19 protein-coding genes are annotated in these 17108 nt (G+C 70.2%); 16 read left to right on the top strand and 3 right to left on the bottom strand.

Annotated elements, in window-relative coordinates; translation table 11 throughout:
* The first annotated feature begins 108 nt into the window (after nucleotides 1–108).
* From AF1_RS09735 to AF1_RS36235, 6 genes are all read left to right on the top strand, one after another.
* Nucleotides 109–900, top strand: coding sequence for a Fic family protein (locus tag AF1_RS09735; RefSeq protein WP_067795413.1), 792 nt, complete (start codon nucleotides 109–111; stop codon nucleotides 898–900).
* Nucleotides 901–932: 32 nt separating this feature from the next.
* Nucleotides 933–1550: a pentapeptide repeat-containing protein gene (locus AF1_RS09730; RefSeq protein WP_067795513.1), complete on the top strand. Its 618-nt coding sequence runs from the start codon at nucleotides 933–935 to the stop codon at nucleotides 1548–1550.
* An 895-nt stretch (nucleotides 1551–2445) separates the two neighbouring features.
* The gene (gene ssd, locus AF1_RS09725; RefSeq protein ID WP_067795410.1) at nucleotides 2446–3522 is read left to right on the top strand and encodes a septum site-determining protein Ssd; all 1077 of its coding nucleotides are present in this window, start codon (nucleotides 2446–2448) and stop codon (nucleotides 3520–3522) included.
* Nucleotides 3523–3549: 27 nt separating this feature from the next.
* Nucleotides 3550–4701 carry a TadA family conjugal transfer-associated ATPase gene (locus AF1_RS09720; RefSeq protein WP_067795407.1) on the top strand — a complete coding sequence of 384 codons (1152 nt, stop codon included), beginning with the start codon at nucleotides 3550–3552 and terminating at the stop codon, nucleotides 4699–4701.
* The gene (locus tag AF1_RS09715) at nucleotides 4698–5393 is read left to right on the top strand and encodes a type II secretion system F family protein (protein WP_067795405.1); all 696 of its coding nucleotides are present in this window, start codon (nucleotides 4698–4700) and stop codon (nucleotides 5391–5393) included. Before AF1_RS09720 ends, AF1_RS09715 begins: the two co-directional genes overlap by 4 nt.
* A gap of 798 nt (nucleotides 5394–6191) precedes the next feature.
* The gene (locus tag AF1_RS36235) at nucleotides 6192–6737 is read left to right on the top strand and encodes a type II secretion system F family protein (protein WP_242608593.1); all 546 of its coding nucleotides are present in this window, start codon (nucleotides 6192–6194) and stop codon (nucleotides 6735–6737) included.
* A gap of 216 nt (nucleotides 6738–6953) precedes the next feature.
* On the opposite strand, the gene AF1_RS33130 is transcribed toward AF1_RS36235, so the two are convergent.
* Nucleotides 6954–7163 (bottom strand): DUF397 domain-containing protein, encoded by a 210-nt coding sequence (locus tag AF1_RS33130; RefSeq protein ID WP_084262713.1) that lies wholly within the window; start codon nucleotides 7161–7163, stop codon nucleotides 6954–6956.
* Nucleotides 7156–8046 carry a helix-turn-helix domain-containing protein gene (locus tag AF1_RS09705; RefSeq protein WP_067795402.1) on the bottom strand — a complete coding sequence of 297 codons (891 nt, stop codon included), beginning with the start codon at nucleotides 8044–8046 and terminating at the stop codon, nucleotides 7156–7158. Before AF1_RS09705 ends, AF1_RS33130 begins: the two co-directional genes overlap by 8 nt.
* 247 nt (nucleotides 8047–8293) lie before the next feature.
* Here AF1_RS09705 and AF1_RS09700 point away from each other — a divergent pair, with 247 nt between their 5' ends.
* The 8 genes from AF1_RS09700 (at nucleotide 8294) to AF1_RS09665 (ending at nucleotide 13639) form a co-directional block, all read left to right on the top strand.
* Nucleotides 8294–8764: an ATP-binding protein gene (locus AF1_RS09700; protein WP_157419161.1), complete on the top strand. Its 471-nt coding sequence runs from the start codon at nucleotides 8294–8296 to the stop codon at nucleotides 8762–8764.
* Nucleotides 8761–9084 carry a MerR family transcriptional regulator gene (locus tag AF1_RS09695; protein ID WP_067795394.1) on the top strand — a complete coding sequence of 108 codons (324 nt, stop codon included), beginning with the start codon at nucleotides 8761–8763 and terminating at the stop codon, nucleotides 9082–9084. Before AF1_RS09700 ends, AF1_RS09695 begins: the two co-directional genes overlap by 4 nt.
* A 394-nt stretch (nucleotides 9085–9478) precedes the next feature.
* Complete coding sequence (locus tag AF1_RS09690; RefSeq protein WP_067795389.1) at nucleotides 9479–10033, top strand: GNAT family N-acetyltransferase; 555 nt, start codon at nucleotides 9479–9481, stop codon at nucleotides 10031–10033.
* Nucleotides 10034–10394: 361 nt separating this feature from the next.
* Nucleotides 10395–10589, top strand: a complete 195-nt coding sequence (locus AF1_RS09685) for a DUF4244 domain-containing protein (protein ID WP_084262719.1) — start codon at nucleotides 10395–10397, stop codon at nucleotides 10587–10589.
* Nucleotides 10590–10600: 11 nt separating this feature from the next.
* Nucleotides 10601–10972 (top strand): TadE family type IV pilus minor pilin, encoded by a 372-nt coding sequence (locus AF1_RS09680; protein ID WP_131732365.1) that lies wholly within the window; start codon nucleotides 10601–10603, stop codon nucleotides 10970–10972.
* Nucleotides 10973–11154: 182 nt separating this feature from the next.
* Nucleotides 11155–11547 (top strand): Rv3654c family TadE-like protein, encoded by a 393-nt coding sequence (locus tag AF1_RS09675; protein ID WP_067795385.1) that lies wholly within the window; start codon nucleotides 11155–11157, stop codon nucleotides 11545–11547.
* 266 nt (nucleotides 11548–11813) lie between these two features.
* Nucleotides 11814–13094 carry a hypothetical protein gene (locus tag AF1_RS09670; RefSeq protein ID WP_067795381.1) on the top strand — a complete coding sequence of 427 codons (1281 nt, stop codon included), beginning with the start codon at nucleotides 11814–11816 and terminating at the stop codon, nucleotides 13092–13094.
* 173 nt (nucleotides 13095–13267) lie between these two features.
* Nucleotides 13268–13639, top strand: coding sequence for a hypothetical protein (locus AF1_RS09665; protein WP_067795377.1), 372 nt, complete (start codon nucleotides 13268–13270; stop codon nucleotides 13637–13639).
* A gap of 13 nt (nucleotides 13640–13652) precedes the next feature.
* Here the strand turns inward: AF1_RS09665 and AF1_RS09660 are convergent, their stop codons facing one another.
* Nucleotides 13653–15959, bottom strand: coding sequence for a DEAD/DEAH box helicase (locus AF1_RS09660; protein WP_067795374.1), 2307 nt, complete (start codon nucleotides 15957–15959; stop codon nucleotides 13653–13655).
* 248 nt (nucleotides 15960–16207) lie between these two features.
* Between AF1_RS09660 and AF1_RS09655 the strand changes: the two genes are divergently transcribed.
* Nucleotides 16208–16561, top strand: coding sequence for an STAS domain-containing protein (locus tag AF1_RS09655; protein ID WP_067795371.1), 354 nt, complete (start codon nucleotides 16208–16210; stop codon nucleotides 16559–16561).
* A 16-nt stretch (nucleotides 16562–16577) separates the two neighbouring features.
* Nucleotides 16578–17018, top strand: a complete 441-nt coding sequence (locus AF1_RS09650) for an ATP-binding protein (RefSeq protein WP_067795367.1) — start codon at nucleotides 16578–16580, stop codon at nucleotides 17016–17018.
* Nucleotides 17019–17108 lie beyond the last annotated feature (90 nt).

Raw genomic sequence — 17108 nt, 5'->3', positions numbered from 1 at the left:
ACCCCCGGCACAACGGACCTTCCCCGCCCGCGTTCGGGGAACCGCTTCCGTTCTACGCCTCCACAGGCCGTTTCGCGAGCGTCGCGGAGGACCGCATAGGGTCGGGCCGTGACCGATGCCCTTGCTGAAGTAGCGAAACTGTCCGGTGTCGCCGATGCCGTCGACGACGCGCGTAAGGCCGTGGACCGGCTGCTCGGCCATCGCATCCTGCGGCGGCGCAGCGCCGAGGTGTCCACGGAGTCGGCGCTACGCGGGGCACGGGCGTCGGCCGTCCTCGACGGTGCCTCGGTCACGCTGGACGAGCTGCGGACCGGCGAGAGCCCGTCCGACCCCGTCGTGCAGGGTTCGCTGCGCGTGTCGGCCGAGCTGGGGACGCTGACGGAGACCTGGCGGAAGGCGCCCCGGCAGGCGCTCGCCCGGCTCCACGTTCTCGCCGCGGCGGACGTGGTGGACGGTGACGAGCTGGGGCGTCCGCGCTCCGCCGGCGCCGCCGTGAAGGACGTCCTGGGCCTGGGTGAGCCGCCTTCGCCGTCCGAGGCGGCGGCGCGCCTGGACGCCCTCAGCGGGCTGCTGACCGAGTCGACCAAGGCGCCGGCGCTGGTGGTCGCGGCCGTCGTGCACGGCGAGCTGCTGACCCTGCGTCCGTTCGGCTTGGGGGACGGGCTCGTCGCCCGTGCGGCGCAGCGCCTCACGCTGGTGTCCCGTGGGTTCGACCCCAAGTCGCTGGTGGCTCCCGAGGTCGGGCACCTGGAACTGGGTGACGACTACGCCCCGGCCTTGCGGGACTATGCGTCCGGTACGTCCGAGGGTGTCGCGCGGTGGATCGTGCATTGTTCGTCCGCTGTGGCCGCCGCCGCACGGGACTCGCAGGCGATCTGCGAAGCGTTCATGCGGGGCTGATCCTGTCGGTGGGCGCTGCCATGCTGGTGCGCATGGTCGATCGCATGCACGGGCGCCCCGCACCGCCCACCGAGACCACGATCTCGTCGGCGAACTGGGATTCGCGCGACCTGACGGGGGAGACCCACGAAAGCGTCCTGTTCGTGGACGTCGACATGACCGAGGCCACGGGCACCGGTGCCGTGTTCACCGATTGCACGTTTCGCGGTGTGCGTTTCAATGCGTCGACCCATACCGATGCCGCCTTCCTGAACTGCACGTTCATCCGGTGCGGGTTCTTCGACGCCGCCTTCACGGGATGCAAACTCGTGGGCGGCCTGTTCGACTCCTGCACGTACGACCTGCTGAAGGTGAAGGGCGGCGACTGGTCGTTCACGGGCCTGCCGGGGGCCGATCTGCGCCGTGCGTCGTTCACGGACGTGCGCATGCGCGAGGTCGATCTCACCGGTGCGAGGTGCGCGGGGGCGGAGTTCCGCGGCGTCGACCTGTCGGGTGCGTCACTTCACCAGGCCGACTTCTCCGGCTGCGATCTGCGCGGTAGCGACATCTCGGCCATCGACCCGTTCGGCGCCGCGCTGAAGGGCGCGGTGATCGACCCCTACCAGGCGATCGTTCTGGCGACGGCCCTCGGGCTGGACGTCCGGGAATAGCCCCTGACGGAGCGAGCGGCGCCCCGTTCCAGGACGCCGCCGCCAGGCACGTCACACCGGGTTACCAAGCGTGCATCTCAAGTCCGTCGGATCGGGTCAAGCCCGTCTCGACGCGCCTCCCGCGGCTGGTCGCGCGTGGGTACCCGGTTGCCGTGCACGGACACGTGGTCCGTAACACCTGTCTACGCCCCCTCCGCCCCGCTGACAAGCCCCTGTTCGGTAATCGTGGCGCACTGCCGCGGGCCGCGCCGGACGGGACATCGATACCCGGCGGGGCTGGTTAAGGATATTTCGGACAATCCGGAATTTGGGTGCTGGATCCGGAATTGATCACTCACCGTGACCGTTTCCTTTTGGCGGCCGATCAGCCGTGCGGACGGAAAGATCTTTAGTTCTGCTGTACGCTCCCACTTCCGTCCCTATGCACGCCGTGTGCGCGGGGCGGGACGCCCTGTCGTGGAGGGGCCTGCGCCTTGTGACACCTCGCGGTGCGCGATGTTCCAGCCAGATGAGAAAACTCGTCATCCGCCGGACGGCTTTGCACCTCGACGCCACTCTCGATGATCGGGCAGCATATGTTGTATATGCCTAGACTGGAGTGAGTGAGTTTGCCTCTCCCATAGGACGAACTTACCTACGGCCCAGGCCGAACTCCCTTGAGGCTTTCCTGGAAAGCGGACCCGGCTCTACCCCCCCGGAGCCGGACCCGCCCGACGACCCCCGCTCTCCCCCCCGGCGGGGGTCGTCCAGTTTTCGAGCCGGCCGGGCGGTGGCACCACCGCCCGGCCCGCTCACCAGGCACTCCGGCGAAGTTATCCACAGTCGGCCGAACGCCGTCCGTGCCCCCGCCCCGCCCCGCAAGGTGGATGTCTCCGAACGTCGAAGGAGCCATCCGATGAACCTCGCGGCACTGATCGTCACGGGCGACCCCGCCCTCGCCGACGGCCTGCTCCGCCTCGCGGCCGCCGCCGACGCCCACGCGGAGGTCGCCTACGGGCCCGATGAGGCCAGACCCGCCTGGACGTGGCCCGCCCTCATCCTCGTGGGCGCCGACATGGCCGCGGACGTGGCGTCCGCCGGTCTCCAGCGCCGCCCCGGCGTCGTCCTCGTCACCGGCGACGGCGCCACATCCGAGGCGTACCGGCTCGCGGTCGAGGCCGGCGCGCAGGACGTCGCCGCCCTGCCCGACCATGAGGACTGGCTGATCAACGCGTTCGCCGCGGCCTGCGAACCCGAAGGCGGCTGGGCCACGACGCTCTGCGTCGTCGGCTCCCGCGGCGGCGCCGGCGCCAGCGTCCTCGCGGCCACCCTCGGCCTGGCCGCCGAGGGCCAGGGCCTGCGCACCCTCCTCGTGGACGCCGACCCGTTCGGCGGCGGCGTCGAGCTCATGCTGGGGCTGGAATCGCGGGAGGGCGCCCGCTGGCCCGACCTCGCCGAACGGCGCGGCCGCCTCAGCGCCGCCACCCTCCGCGAGACCCTGCCCCGCTCCGGCGACCTGTCCGTCCTGTCGTGGCGGCGCGGTGAGCCCGTCCCGGTCCCCGACGAGGCCGCCCGCGCCCTGCTCGACGCCGCCTCCCGCGGTTTCGACCTGGTCATCGCGGACGTCCCCCGCTACCCGGGCGACGTCGGCCGCGCCGCCCTGCGCTCCGCCGACGTCACGTTCCTGCTCGTCCCCGCAGAGGTCCGCGCCACCGTCGCCGCCGACGGCCTCGCCGCCGCCCTCCGCCGGGACACCGCCGACCTGCGGCTCGTCGTCCAGGGCCCGGCCCCGGGCGGCCTCACCCCGGACGCGGTCGCGACCGCCCTCGGCCTCCCGTCCGCCGGCGCCTTCGAACGCGACCGCCGCCTCCCCGCCGCCATCGACGAAGGCGACCTGGAACGGGCCTGCCGGCGCGGCCCCCTCACCGACTTCTGCACCACCGTCCTGGCCGACCTGGCCCTCCAGCCCTACGCCTACCGAGAAGCGGCCTGACCACGTGCTCGTCACCAAGGAGGCGTCATGACGAGATTGTCCGACGCGGTACGGGAGCGACTCGCCAACGACGGCGCGGAGGCGACCACCGGACGGGTCGCCGCGGCCCTGCGCGCGGAGGAGCGGCTGCTCGGCGACCGGGAGGTGCTCGCGCTGGCGGACGAGTTGTGCGCCGAGTACGTCGGCGCGGGGCCGCTGGAGCCGCTGCTGCGTGCCCCCGATGTCACCGACATCTTGGTGAACGGCCCGGACGAGGTCTGGGCCGATACGGGTTCGGGGCTCGTCCGCACCTCCGTGCGGTTCACCGATGAGGCGTCCCTGCGCCGCCTGGCCCAGCGCCTCACCGCCGCCGCCGGACGCCGGCTCGACGACGCGGCCCCCTACGCCGACGCCCGGCTGCCGGGCGGGGTGCGGCTGCACGCGGTCCTGCCGCCGGTGGCCGCGGGCGGCACCTGCCTGTCCCTGCGGCTGCCGCGGCGCCGCGCCTTCACGCTGGACGAGCTGATCACGGCCCGGACCGTCCCGCCCGAGGGCGCGGATCTCCTCGCCGCGCTGATCCGGTCCCGAGCCGCCTTCTTGATCACCGGCGGCACCGGAACGGGCAAAACCACCCTGTTGGGCAGCCTGCTGTCGCTGGTCGATCCGGCCGAACGGCTACTCCTCGTCGAAGACTCCGCCGAACTGAGACCGGCCCACCCGCACGTGGTGCGCCTGGAGGCCCGCCCGCCCAATGTGGAGGGCGCCGGAGGAGTGACCCTCGACGACCTGGTCCGCCAGGCACTCCGCATGCGCCCCGACCGCTTGGTCGTGGGCGAGGTCAGAGGCCGGGAGGTCGTCGTTCTCCTACAGGCTTTGAACACGGGCCACGAAGGCGGGTGCGGCACCCTCCACGCCAACACGGCCGCGGACGTGCCGGCGCGCCTGGAAGCGCTGGCGTGCGCCGCGGGCCTGACCCGGGAGGCCGTGCACAGCCAACTGGCCGCCGCACTGGACATCGTCGTGCACCTGGTCCGCGACCCGGGCGGCGGACGCCGCCGCGTGGCCGAGATCTGCCTTCTGCGCCGAGCGTCCGACGGCCTGGTCGGTGCCGTCCCGGCCGTGTCGTTCACCGCGTCCGGCGAGGTCGTTCCGGCCCCCGGTGCGGACGCCCTCCACACCCGGCTGGAGGAAGACCGATGATCATCGCACTGGCGGTGCTCTGCTCGGCCGCCGCCGTCTGGATGCTCCTGACCCCCTCTCCGGCGGCCCACCGCCTCGACCGGCTCGTCACCCCGCCGCCGGACGACCCCCTGCGCTTCCTGAGAGCCAGAGCCGAGGCCCTGCGAGAACGCCGGACCCGCCCGCAGCGGTGGCGGACGTCCGTCATCGAACTCTGCGACGCCATGGCCGCCGAACTGTCCGCCGGCCGGACCCCCGACAAGGCGTTCACGGCGGCGGCCGCCGTCCTGGACCCGCAGGTGTCCGAGGAGCTCCTTCGCATCCCCCGCCCGCCGCCAGACCACCTGGACGAGCTGGCGGCCCGGCCAGGAGCCGAGGGGCTCCGTCTCCTGGCGGCCTGCTGGCGCATCGGCGCGGAACGCGGCGGCACGCTCGCGACCGTCCTGGACGGCCTGGCGGGCGCGCTGCGCGCCGAAGAGGCCCAGCGGCAGGACGTGTCGGTCCAGCTCGCCGGCCCGCGTGCGACGGCCAGGCTGCTCGCCGTCCTCCCGCTTCTCGGCCTGGCCATGGCCGCGGCCCTGGGCGCTCACCCGATCCCGTTCCTCTGCGGGACCCTCCCCGGCCTGGCGTGCCTGATCGTCGGCATGGCCCTCAACTTCCTGGGCCTCTACTGGACCCGCCACCTGGCCAAGAACGCCGAGTCACCCCACTGACCGTCACCCCCGTGCTCCTGGAAGACTCCCTGGACCGGCCTCCCCGAAGGCCGTCACGCCCCACGGCGGCCACACCTGCCCATCCGGGGGCCGACCGCGCGTTTCCAGGATCGCGTTCACCTGCATTGTGTGCGGAGCCGTCTCGCCCAGGGACAAGAACTCCGCGCGTGTGATGCTCGTCCGGGCGGGGCTGAACCGGGACGGCGTTGATGTGGAAGACCTCCTGCCCCGCCGGGGCAGAAGGCGGCCCGAGCGGGGAATCCCCGCACATCTCCATGGCGGGGGCCTCAAGAATCCCCTTCCTCTCAGGGGGGAGCGGCCAAAGCGTGGACCCGAGCCGTGATCCGCGCGGTGTGCTCAGGCGGTGGCGGTAATGGGTGACATGGCCTCGCACCGGGCCGAAGTCCCGGCCGAGCCGCACGACAGTGGCCTGGTCAACGAGGAGGAGCAGGTGAAGCAATGACGGCATTGGCGGCTGTGCTCTGCGCGGCGGCATCGGCCTTTCTTCTCCCCAAGGAGAGGAACGCCGCCGCGCAGCGGCTGGCAGGTCAGCTCCGAGCATCCTCACCGAGGCATGCGGCCACCAGAACACAGGCTCCACGGCTCTGGGACCGCACCCGCGTCGACCCGTCTTCCCACGGACGGACGAAGAGCCATGTGCTCGGCCGAGCGGACGGCCAGGTGAAGAGGCGGACGGATGACGGGAAGGAGGGAAGCCGCTCAGAAGCTGCCCGGCGGCGCGACCTTCGTCTTCGGTGTGCGGCTGCTGGGGCGGCGGGGCTCCTGGGCCTGGGAACGGTGGGTGGCCTGACCGGCGGAGTGATCGGCGCGCTCGTCGCGGTGGCCGTCTGGTTCTCGTTCGGTCGCGTCGGGAACGCGGAACGCCGGCGCCGGAGGGCACGCCTCATCGCGGACCTGCCCGTCGCGGTGGATCTCCTCGCCGCGTGTCTGCGTGGCGGCGCGCCCTGGCACGATGCCGTGGCCGCGGTAGCGGACGCGGTGGGAGGGCCGCTCGGGGATGAACTGCGATCTGTTTCCGTCCAGATCAGGCTTGGTGCCGACCCTGCGGAGGTGTGGCTCGCGCTCACGAGGGAGCCGATGCTCGCGCCCCTCGCCCGGACGGCCGTCCGGGCCACGTCCACGGGTGCGGCGCTGGCGCCGTCCCTCAGCCGCCTCGCGCGTGACCAGCGCCGCGCCGCCCGGACGGAGGCCGCAGCTAAGGCCCGCGCGGCGGGCGTCCGGGCACTGGCCCCGCTCGGCCTGTGCTTCCTGCCCGCCTTCGTCCTCCTCGGCGTCGTCCCAGCCATCGCCGGGATCGCCTCGACCATCCTCCTGCCCCGGTGAACCCGGTTTCCACAGAAGCGTGTTCGGTCGCCGGGCTGCTTTCCGGGTCGGCAGCCTTGAGGAGAACCACGAGCGGAAGGAGCCCCATGCGGGCGATGAAGATGGTGGTGTAGTGATGCTCTGGGATGTACAGGGATCGCGGGGCGTCCACTGCTGTGGGAAGCACCCGATCAGCCTCGGCTGATCGGGCGCGATGCTTCCCCGATCCGAGGGCGGTTACGCCCCGTGGTGCTTGTCCGCGATGATGCCACGCCTGATCGCGGCAAAGTCGGCGGACGTAAGCAGCAGCATGGGGCCGGATGGGTTCTTGCTATCCCTCACGGCCACCCGGCCTTTTCCTGCCGCAGCCACTTCTACGCATTCCTGCTGTCCATTGCTGCGGCTCGACTTGCGCCACGTCGTCCGCTCCTTGTCGATGTCACTCACGCTGAAAGCCCTTTGCTGCTTGGTGGAGGAAACTCGTGCTGTCCGCTTCACTGAGAGCGGCATTCCAGGTCGACGTGAAGGCGGCTTGGTATCGCTCAACCTCTTCCGGCTTTTCGAGGTAGAGGGCTCCGGTGAAACCCTCTACGTAGATGGTCGTCGGCTCGCTCGGACGACCATCCCCATTGGCAGGGAAGTGCATCATGACGAACTGGCCGGACATGATGCCGGGGTGAAGACCGTGGACGAACGGAATTACGCGCACCGAGACGTTGGGGAGCCGGTTCACCTCGGCCAGATGGGCGAGCTGACCAGCCATGATCTCGTTACTGCCGATCGCCGGACGCAGGACGGCCTCATGGAGCACGAAGTTGATCTGAGGCGGTTCAACGATCCGGGTGAGCAACGCCTGTCGCTGGACGCGAACCTGGACGCGCCGTTCGATCTCCTCGTCACTCTCGCTGGGGTTGTCCGCCCGAATAAGGGTTCGGGCGTAGTCCTCGGTTTGCACCAGGCCCGGCACTCGCTCGGACTGGTAGGACGACAGCCGTTCGGCTGTCTCCTCCAATCCGATGTACAGGTCGAAGCTTTCGGGGATTACGTCGCCGTAGGCGTGCCACCACGACTTTCCGTTCTTCGTCTCTTTGGCAAGGCCGACAAGACCCTCGGTGAGCTTGATAGGAGCACCGTAAATTCTGCACATCAGTTCAACATCGTGCCCGCGTACAGACGTGTGCCCGTTTTCAATTCGCCAAATGGTCGTCTCTGACCATTCCATGGCTTCCGCTGCTGCCTTGACGGTAAGACGAGCCTTACCGCGCAACTCGCGCAGATGTCGCCCGAGTTGGCGGCGAGGCACCGTCGTTCCGGTGGGCCGCGTCGGCATCGCATCACCTCTCTGACCCGGGTCTTTCATCCGTAATGAAAGCACCCGATCGACCAGTCTGCAAGCAAGGTTCCCATACGTGGAATCCGATCAGCATGATTTCTATCTGAAAGCCTTGCACATCGGAATCTTGCGGCGAATACTTCGGAGCGTCACGTCGCAGTGACCAGGCGCGGTCTGGTGGTAGCCGATGGAGGGGTGCCGTCAGACCACCCCGACCATGACCCCCACCCCGAGGGAAAGGCGCATGATCTACAAGCACGCCACACACCTCAAGAAACCGGTACGTTTCAGCGACACCCTTGACATCGTGGCCGTGCCCGACTCAACAGCTGTCGCCCGCATCTTTCTTAAAAGAACGCTCCAGCACTGGCGTGCAGCGCACGTCATAGACGACATGCTCACCGTCGGTACCGAGCTGGTGACGAACGCCATCAAGGTCTGCGAGCAGTACGCGGACGGGCAGTGGAAGCGAATGCCGACGTCCAAGCTGATCCGCATCCGCCTGCTCGGTTTCGGGTCAAGCGTTGCGGTGGAGGTCTGGGACAGGTGCCCCAGCGAACCGCAGCTTCTACCGCTGGACTTCGAGCGTGAGAACGGGCGCGGCCTCTACATGGTGGATGCTCTCTCGGTCGGCTGGGGCTTCTACCCCGTGGCCCCGTGGGGGAAGGTCGTCTGGTCTGAACTGTCCGTCATGCAGCAGGCAGTGATGGCATGACGCTCCGGCCGGACATAGATGTTCAGGACACGACCGAGCGCCTGGCCTGGGGCTGGATCGCCGCGCTTCACGGCTTGGAGGAAGGCCCGTGGCTCACTCCGACCATCGCGGCGGGGCTCCTGGACCTACCGGCTTCACGCCTGCGCTCCTGGGCGGACAAGGGCGTCATCACTTGTCTGCGTCCCGAGGAGAAGGGGCGGCATCGGCGCTACTTCGGCCCCGAACTGGTGAGGGTGCTCCAGATTCACGCCGACCGCTACCCGCCCATGCTCCGCACACTGCGCGAGCACATCGACCAGCTACTAGGAGGTGAGCTATGAGCGGTGTCAGCTGGGTTAAGTGATCCCGCTCTAATCACCTCGCCAAAAGCGTGCGTCCCTCGGCTGAACCCGACCCCCGCCGAGGGGCGCACCGGATGGTCGGCCGGTGGGGGATCGTGCTGGACTGGCGGACGTGCATGGGCCATGACACGGCGGTGCTGAGCCGTCCGGCCGGAGTGTCGGCCGTGTGCGTAGCGACATCCCCGACGAGAGGACGGTTCAAGGACGTCAGTTGGTGGGAGAGGCACGCCTACCGGGGATGCCGCCAGGACCGTCATCACTGTTGGTTGGGAACCAAATCATCAGCATGGGCACTTTCCACGGCCACCGATGACTGCGTGCGGTAGGCGGGCGCGGACGGTATCAGGCCGCAGAAGGCTGCCAGAATGACCACGTGGAAGATCAAAGGGCGCTCAACGACTGGCGCTCTCTCCGGATCACGGGGCATGACCTGGTGCTGCGGGCATGGAGGGATGACGACCTGCCGGTCATGGTGGAGCTGTTCGACGATCCGCAAGTGGCGTTCCGAACCCCCCTCGCCTCGCCCTTCACTCTGCGTGCCGCCCGTGAATACCTTGATCAAGCCCGGCTGCACCACACGACCGGACGGCACCTCCAGTTGGCGATCACCCAAGGCGGCGACCCCAAGGGCGAAGTGCGCATCAACCTCTCTACCGGCGGTATCAGCTACATCGTGGGAGCTGCACACCGAGGCCAACGCCTGGCAACGCGTGCCCTCCTGCTGATGACTGAATACGCGCATCAGACGTTGGGGCTGCCTCAAGTGCTGTTGGAGATCGAGCTGGATAATCACCCCAGCATTGCCGTGGCTGAGGCGGCAGGGTTCGCCCTCACTGACAGGCTTCCAGAAGTGGTCACGACCCAAGCCCGCAGCTACAGCCTCTACACCTGGTGTCATCAGGCTTCCGAGCGGTTTCCGGGCTTCTGAGCGGCGACCACCGGGCCGTTCCTGCCTCGGACCGTGTGCCCGCTGACCTGCAGTGACCGTGGCGCCATGCTGATCGGCCGGCGGCCGTGCCCCGCGCGGCGACCTGCTGATGGTGGAGCGGGGCGAGGGCTAAGCGCGTAAGCGACCCGGGGCTGCGGGTTGCGGGAACCGCGGCCCCCTGTCCGCTGGAGCAAGGGCAGGGCCGACGGAATGGCCGTTAGGCCACCACGTGGGGGGCGGCTGCCGAGGGAGTTCGGCTGGTGCCGTGGTGGCGATTCCGTTTTCCACAGAAGCGGGTTCGGGTGCCGGGGTGCTTCTCGGGTCGGCAGCCTTGAGGGGAACCACGAGCGGAAGGAGCCCCATGCGGGCGATGAAGATGGTGGTGCGGCGATGGTCCGGGGCGTGCAGGGATCGGGGGATGTCCACCGCCGAGTACGCGGTCGGAACCATCGCGGCGGCGGCCTTCGCCGGCCTGCTGTTCAAGATCGTGACCAGTTCGCAGGTGAAGTCGCTGCTCTTACAGATCATCGAGAAGGCACTCAGGCTCGCGGGCTGAGCGATCGCGGGATGGCCACGGCGGAGATCGCCGTGGCACTCCCCGCCCTGGTACTGATCACCGCGGTCGCGCTGTGGGCACTGGTGGCCGTGTCCGTCCAGCTCACCTGTACGGACGCGGCCCGAACCGGGGCGCGCGCCGCCGCCCGGGGTGAGTCCCTCACTGCTGTACGCGATCTCGTGGTGAGGGCCGTCCCGAAGGAGGCGACCGTGCGGGTCCGCCGCGATGAGGCCACCGTCCATGTGGACGTCTCCGCCCCGGTCGAACCGCCCGCGGCGTCCGGCCTCCCACCCCTGACCGTCCACGCCCACGTAGCAGCCGCAACGGAACCCGGCGTTCCTCCCGGCGCCGCCGGACCCGACAAGCCGTCCACAAGGAGGTGATGTGTCGCGAGCTGCTCGGCGCTCATTGGCTCACCCATGGGTGGCCCGGCCGTCCACAAAGAGGTGATACGCGGCATACGGAGCCCGGCGTCCACCCCGGTACGGCTGAATCCGATCGGCGTCCGTGCGGGGGTGATGCGCCACATCAGGACGACAGTGCAGGTGAGGCTGGTTTTGAGTGAATGGAGGGGCTGGTGAAGGTGTGGGGGGCGGTCAGGGGGGATCGGGGGTCGGGGACGGTTTGGGTGGTGGCGTTCGCGGCCGTCGTGTGGGTGGTCGGTGTGGCGGCGATCGTGGTCGGCGGGGTGCGGGGGGCGAGGCACCGGGGTGACGCGGCGGCCGACATGGCGGCCTTGGCGGGCGCGGCGCGGGTGGCCGAGGGCGAGGGGGCCGCGTGCGAGCGGGCGAGGGGCGTCGCGGCCGAGTCGGGTGCCCGGTTGTCGCGCTGCCGGGTGAGCGGAGACGTCGTCGATGTCTCGGTGATCGTCCCCCTGAAGGTGCCGATGGGGGGCGCGGGCCTGCGGGTTGTTTCCCGGGCCAGGGCTGGTCCTGTGGGACGAGACGGCGTAACCTGACGCGGCACGGCTCGTTGCACTGAGTGTCAATAGAGTGGAAGGGGTCGCGGAGGATGCCGACACGTTGCGCTTTGTCATCGTCCTGTGACTTCTGCCACCCGAGGGTGCGTTACGCTGCCGTAAGCCCACGGTTATCACCGGACGCGGTGTGCAGCCCCGCGAGGCCCCTGGCGGGACGGGACGAGCAGGACACTGCGCCGGGCCGCTCCTGGCGGAGTCCGAATTCCTCCCTGGCCTGAAGGCCAGGACATCCTTCGGAGGATTAGGTGACCATCATTCGCAGGATCGGTGCGGTCGTGCTCGCGGCGCCCCTTGCGATGAGCTTCCCGGTACTCGGCGCCATGCCCGCGCGGGCCGCGACGACGAGCGTCATCACCCCGGCGGACGGCGCGGTCATCACGAGCGGATCCCAGCTGACCGCCAAGGCCCACTTCGACTTCGCGATCACGATGCAGTTGCGGGTGGCCGGCCCGGGGATCGGTGACATCTTCCTCGCGGAGAAGGGCTTCTCCGGGGACATGTCCGGGACCTTCCCGATCACTCAGAACGGCCGCTACAAGGTCTACCTGAAGGGCAAGCAGACCGGCGGCGTCTACGACTCCAACACCGTCACCGTGCGGATCGCCCCTGCCGCCCCCACCGGCGTGTCCGCGGACGTGTCCGGCCGCAGGCTCGTCGTGAAATGGAACCGCGGCATGGAAGACGACCTCATCGGCTACGCGCTCTCGGGGTCCGGTGTGAAGTCCAAGTCCGGCTCCCTGGGTTCCCTGTGCCAGGGGACGAGTTGCTCCACCACCCTGGCGCTGACCCGGTCGAGCGGCACGGTCTCCGTGGGCGTCCGGGCGAGGCGTTCCACCGGGACGGGCGGGTCGCTGTACTCCGGCGCCTCCTCGGCGACCGCCACGGTGGGCGGCGGGTCCGGGGCGCTGCCCGGCGGCACGGTTCCGTCCCTCCCCTCGAACTCCAGCGTGCCCAGGGCGGGGACGCCGCTGACGCCGTTCAACAACGAGTCGCCGGTGACGCTCCCGTCCGTCCAGCCGGACGGTGCGACGCCCGGCTTCACCTACCCGGCGCCACAGATCGCCACCGACTCGCCGAAGGCGCAGGACGTCGCGGCGACCGACAGGCTCCAGTGGGGCAAGAGCGTGGGCATCGCGCTGGTCCTCCTGATCGTCGCCGCGCACCTCGGCACCTGGACGCGCCGGCTGCGCGTCGCCCAGGCGGGCACGAGCAACACCGGCATGGCGGCCCGTGCGGCGCGCAGTGGTACCGGCCGCAAGCGGGTGAGCAAGGCGCGCGAACAGATCGCGCGTGCCGAGGCCCGCGCCAAGACGGCGCCGGTCATGTCCGCCGTCATCTCCGGCAAGCGCGCCAAGCCGGCAAGGCCCGGTGTGCCGCCGCGCAACGCCTCCACCAAGCCGAAGGCGGGCCGCCGTCCCGCGACCCTCGGCAAGGGCTCCGGCGGCGTGAACGTCCGGCTGGCCAAGCCTCCCTCGGCCAAGTCCGCTTCGGCCGAAGGGCGCAAGCGCGGCCATCGCCGCAAGTAACCCCGCGGGGGTGACCTCGCCGTGTCGGCTTGGGCGGGACGGTGGCGAGGGGGTTTGGGCAGGGTCTAGGCTGCCTTGCCAGTCGGAACGCCCGGATCGTCCGGGAATGCGTCCCTGTCGTCCGAGACCTCGGTCCTGTCCCCCGCAGGGCCTGATGGAGAGGAGACCCCCGCATGATCTTCCTGGGCCTGATCGTGGCGCTCGCCGCCGCCGTGGCCGGTGTCGCCGTGGTGCTGGACAACACCGGCGACGTCCAGATGTCCATGTTCGGTGAGCAGATTCCGGGGATCACGCAGCAGTGGCACGTCTTCATGGCCGGGGCCGTGGTCGCGGTCGTGTTCATGTCCGGGGTGATGGTCGCGGCGCTCGGCTTCAGGCGGGCGATGAACGTGCGGCGTGAGCTGCGGGACCTGCGGGACGAGCACGAGGAGTCCCTGCAGACGCTGGAGATGGAGCGGCGGAGGCTGCAGCAGGCGCTCGCCCAGGCGCGGCGCGGCATGGACGACCAGCCCCCGGTGCCGGCCCAGCGCGTCGCCCCGAACTGACGGACGGGCGGTCTCAGGGGGCCCGGTCCAGGAGGACGGCCAGGAGTTTCAATGCGCCCGCCTTGTCCAGGGGGTCGTTGCCGTTGCCGCACTTGGGGGACTGGATGCAGGACGGGCAGCCCGAGTCGCACTCGCAGGACGCGATGGCGTCGCGTGTCGCGCGGAGCCAGGAGGAGGCGTCCGCGTAGCCGCGTTCGGCGAATCCCGCGCCGCCCTCATGGCCGTCGTACACGAAGACGGTGAGGAGCCCGGTGTCAGGGTGGACCGCCGTGGACACGCCCCCGATGTCCCAGCGGTCGCATGTGGCGAACAGCGGGAGCAGGCCGATCGAGGCGTGTTCGGCGGCGTGGGCGGCGCCGGCCAGGTCCAGGTCGTCCAGGGCGGCGATCTGGCCTTCGGAGAGCGTCCACCAGACGGCGCGGGTGCGGAGCGTGCGGGGCGGCAGGTCCAGGGGCTTCTCGCCGAGCATCTCACCGGTGTGCAGGCGGCGCATCTGGTACGCGACCACCTGCCGGGTCACGTCGACGGTTCCGAAGCAGAGCGTGGCCTCACCCCAGGAGATCGAGCGGAGCCGTTCGACGATGCTGATGTCGGTCACATCGCGGGCGGTCGTCGAGTAGTCGGGGTCGGCCGCTTCTACGAGCGCGACCGAATCGTCCAGGTCGAGTGTCTGGACGATGTAGGACTCGCCCTGGTGGATGTAGACGGCACCCTCGTGGACGGTGGTGTGCGCGGACGGTTCGTCCACCGTGCCGAGCAGGCGCCCGGTCGGCGTTTCCACCACCTGGACGGGTTCGCCGCCCGCTCCGCGGATATCGGCCAGGTCGATGGCCTTGTCGCGGCGCGTCCAGTACCAGCCGGCGGGGCGGCGGCGGAGCATGCCGCGGCGGACGAGGTCGGGCAGCAGGCCGGCGGTCTCCGGGCCGAACAGCGGCAGATCGTCCTCGGTGAGCGGCATTTCGGACGCGGCGCAGCACAGGTGCGGTTCCAGGACGTACGGGTTGTCGGGGTCGAGGACGGTCGCCTCGACCGGTGTCCCGAAGATCGCCTCGGGATGGTGGACGAGGAACGTGTCGAGCGGATCGTCCCGGGCCACGAGAACGGAGAGCGCGGCCTGTCCGGATCGTCCGGCGCGTCCGGCCTGCTGCCAGAGGGACGCGCGGGTGCCGGGCCAGCCGCAGACGAGGACGGCGTCGAGCCCGGAGACGTCCACGCCGAGTTCCAGCGCGTTGGTGCTGGCGAGCCCGACGATCGAGCGGGAGCGCAGGGCCTCCTCCAGAGCACGCCGTTCCTCGGGCAGATAACCGGCGCGGTAGGCGGCGACCTGGTCGGCCAAGGGCGGGGCGACCTCGTGCAGCGCGCGCTTGGCGCTGAGCGCCACCGACTCTGCCCCGCGCCTGGAACGGACGAATGCGAGTGTCTGGACGCCCTCCGTAACGAGGTCGGCCAGAAGGTCACCTGCCTCGGCCGTGGCGGCACGGCGAACAGGGGCGCCTCGCTCGCCGCGCAGCTCCGTCAACGGCGGCTCCCACAGCGCGAACGTGGCGGGCCCGCGCGGCGAGGCGTCGTCGTCGACCGCGACCACGTCCAGCCCGGTGAGGCGGGACGCGGTGGACGCGGGCTCGGACGTGGTCGCCGATGCGAGGATGAACACCGGCGAGGAGTGGTACCGCCCGCACAGCCGGCGCAGGCGGCGCAGAACCTGCGCGACGTGGGACCCGAAGACGCCCCGGTATCCGTGGGCCTCGTCGATGACCACGTACCGGAGGCGGCGCAGGAAGGAGGACCAGCGGGCATGTCCGGGCAGCATCGACCGATGCAGCATGTCCGGATTGGTCAGCACATAGTTCGCGTGCTGCCGGACCCACGTCCGCTCGTCCCACGGCGTGTCGCCGTCGTAGGTCGCCGCCCGCACCCGGGTGAGGCGCAGGGAGCGGAGCGCGCGGAGCTGGTCGGCGGCGAGCGCCTTGGTCGGCGACAGGTAGAGGATCGTCCCCTCCTGGCGCGGGTTCTCCTCACCCGCATAGATCGCCTCGATGCAAGGCAGCAGGTAGGCCAGCGATTTACCGGACGCGGTCCCTGTGGCGATGATCACAGAACGTCCGGCATGGGCGTGGTCGGCGGCGACGGCCTGATGCTCCCAGGGGGCCTGGATGCCCGCCGCGGTGAGCCGCTCGACCAGTACCGGCGGTGCCCAGGACGGCCACCCGGCCCGGCGGCCCTGACGTGCGGGAACGCTCTCCACATGGGTGATGCGATCGCGCCGTGCGGGGTCGGCGAGGAGCCGGTCCAGCGGAGTTGAAGATCTTTGGGCGCCCATCAGGTTTTCAGTTTGCCAGCCTGGGCAAAACTACGGGAACGCCCCGGCGCCGGAGGGCCCGTACCCCCTGCCCTGGCCGGTAGATCAGCAGGTCAGACGGGATGGCGCGAACTTTCGCCCGAGTGGGCGATTACCTGCGTACACGACGCCGGAGCGTGGTTGAATCACGGCGAAGTCTCGATGGTCGGTCACCGTCCGGTGGCCCGGACATCGGGATCGGATAGTGCTGCACGGCGCGTGGAGGATCTGTGGACCTGAAGGTGAACGACTACACCACCGACGATGGCCTCACCGTCATCAACGTGGAGGGCGAGATCGACGTCTACACGGCGCCGAAGCTTCGCGAGAAGCTCATCGACCTGGTCAACAAGGGCAAGTTCCACCTGCTCGTGGACATGGAGAAGGTGGAGTTCCTCGACTCCACCGGCCTCGGCGTCCTCGTCGGCGGGTTGAAGCGGGTGCGCGCGCACGACGGCTCGCTGGAACTGGTGTGCACCCAGGAGCGCATCCTCAAGATCTTCCGGATCACGGGGCTGACCAAGGTCTTCGGCATCCACACCTCGATCGCCGAGGCCGAGGAGAAGCGCAAGGGCGCCAAGTAGGCGGCCTGTAGCTGAGATGGCGACCGTTGAACTGTCCTTCAGTGCGCTGCCCGTCCACGTCCGGACCGCACGCCTGATCGTGACCGCCGTTGCCCGCCGCAGCGGCGTCGCCGAGCCGCTGCTGGACGAGGTCCGGCTCGCGGTCGGTGAGGCGTGCTCGCGTGCCGTGGAGGCGCATCGCCGGCACTGCCCGGACGAGCCCGTCCGCCTTGAGCTCAGTGGCGCCGACCGCCGCTTCGAGGTGACCGTCAGCGACACCGTGCCCGGCGACGGCACTCCGGGTGACCTCCCGACGGCCCTGGACGCGGACGAGCTCGAGTACGGCCTGGGCGAGGGTACGGCGGAGCTGGGGCTGGCGGTCATCGCCGGGCTCGCCGACGATGTGGACATCGCCGCCACGCCCAAGGGGGTCCAGATACGGATGAGCTGGCCCGCCGAGGCCGAGGCGACGATCTAGCCGCCCGCCCGCCCCGACACGACCAAAGGCCCCGCCACCCCCGGCGGGGCCTTAGTCATTCCCGCCCACCCCACTCCCGCCCACCCACAC

This window comes from Actinomadura formosensis NBRC 14204 (assembly GCF_001552155.1).
In the GTDB taxonomy this organism is placed as follows: Bacteria; Actinomycetota; Actinomycetes; order Streptosporangiales; family Streptosporangiaceae; genus Spirillospora; species Spirillospora formosensis.
The sequence above is the reverse complement of the archived record's forward strand: the minus strand, read 5'-3'. Positions and strand labels throughout refer to the sequence as shown.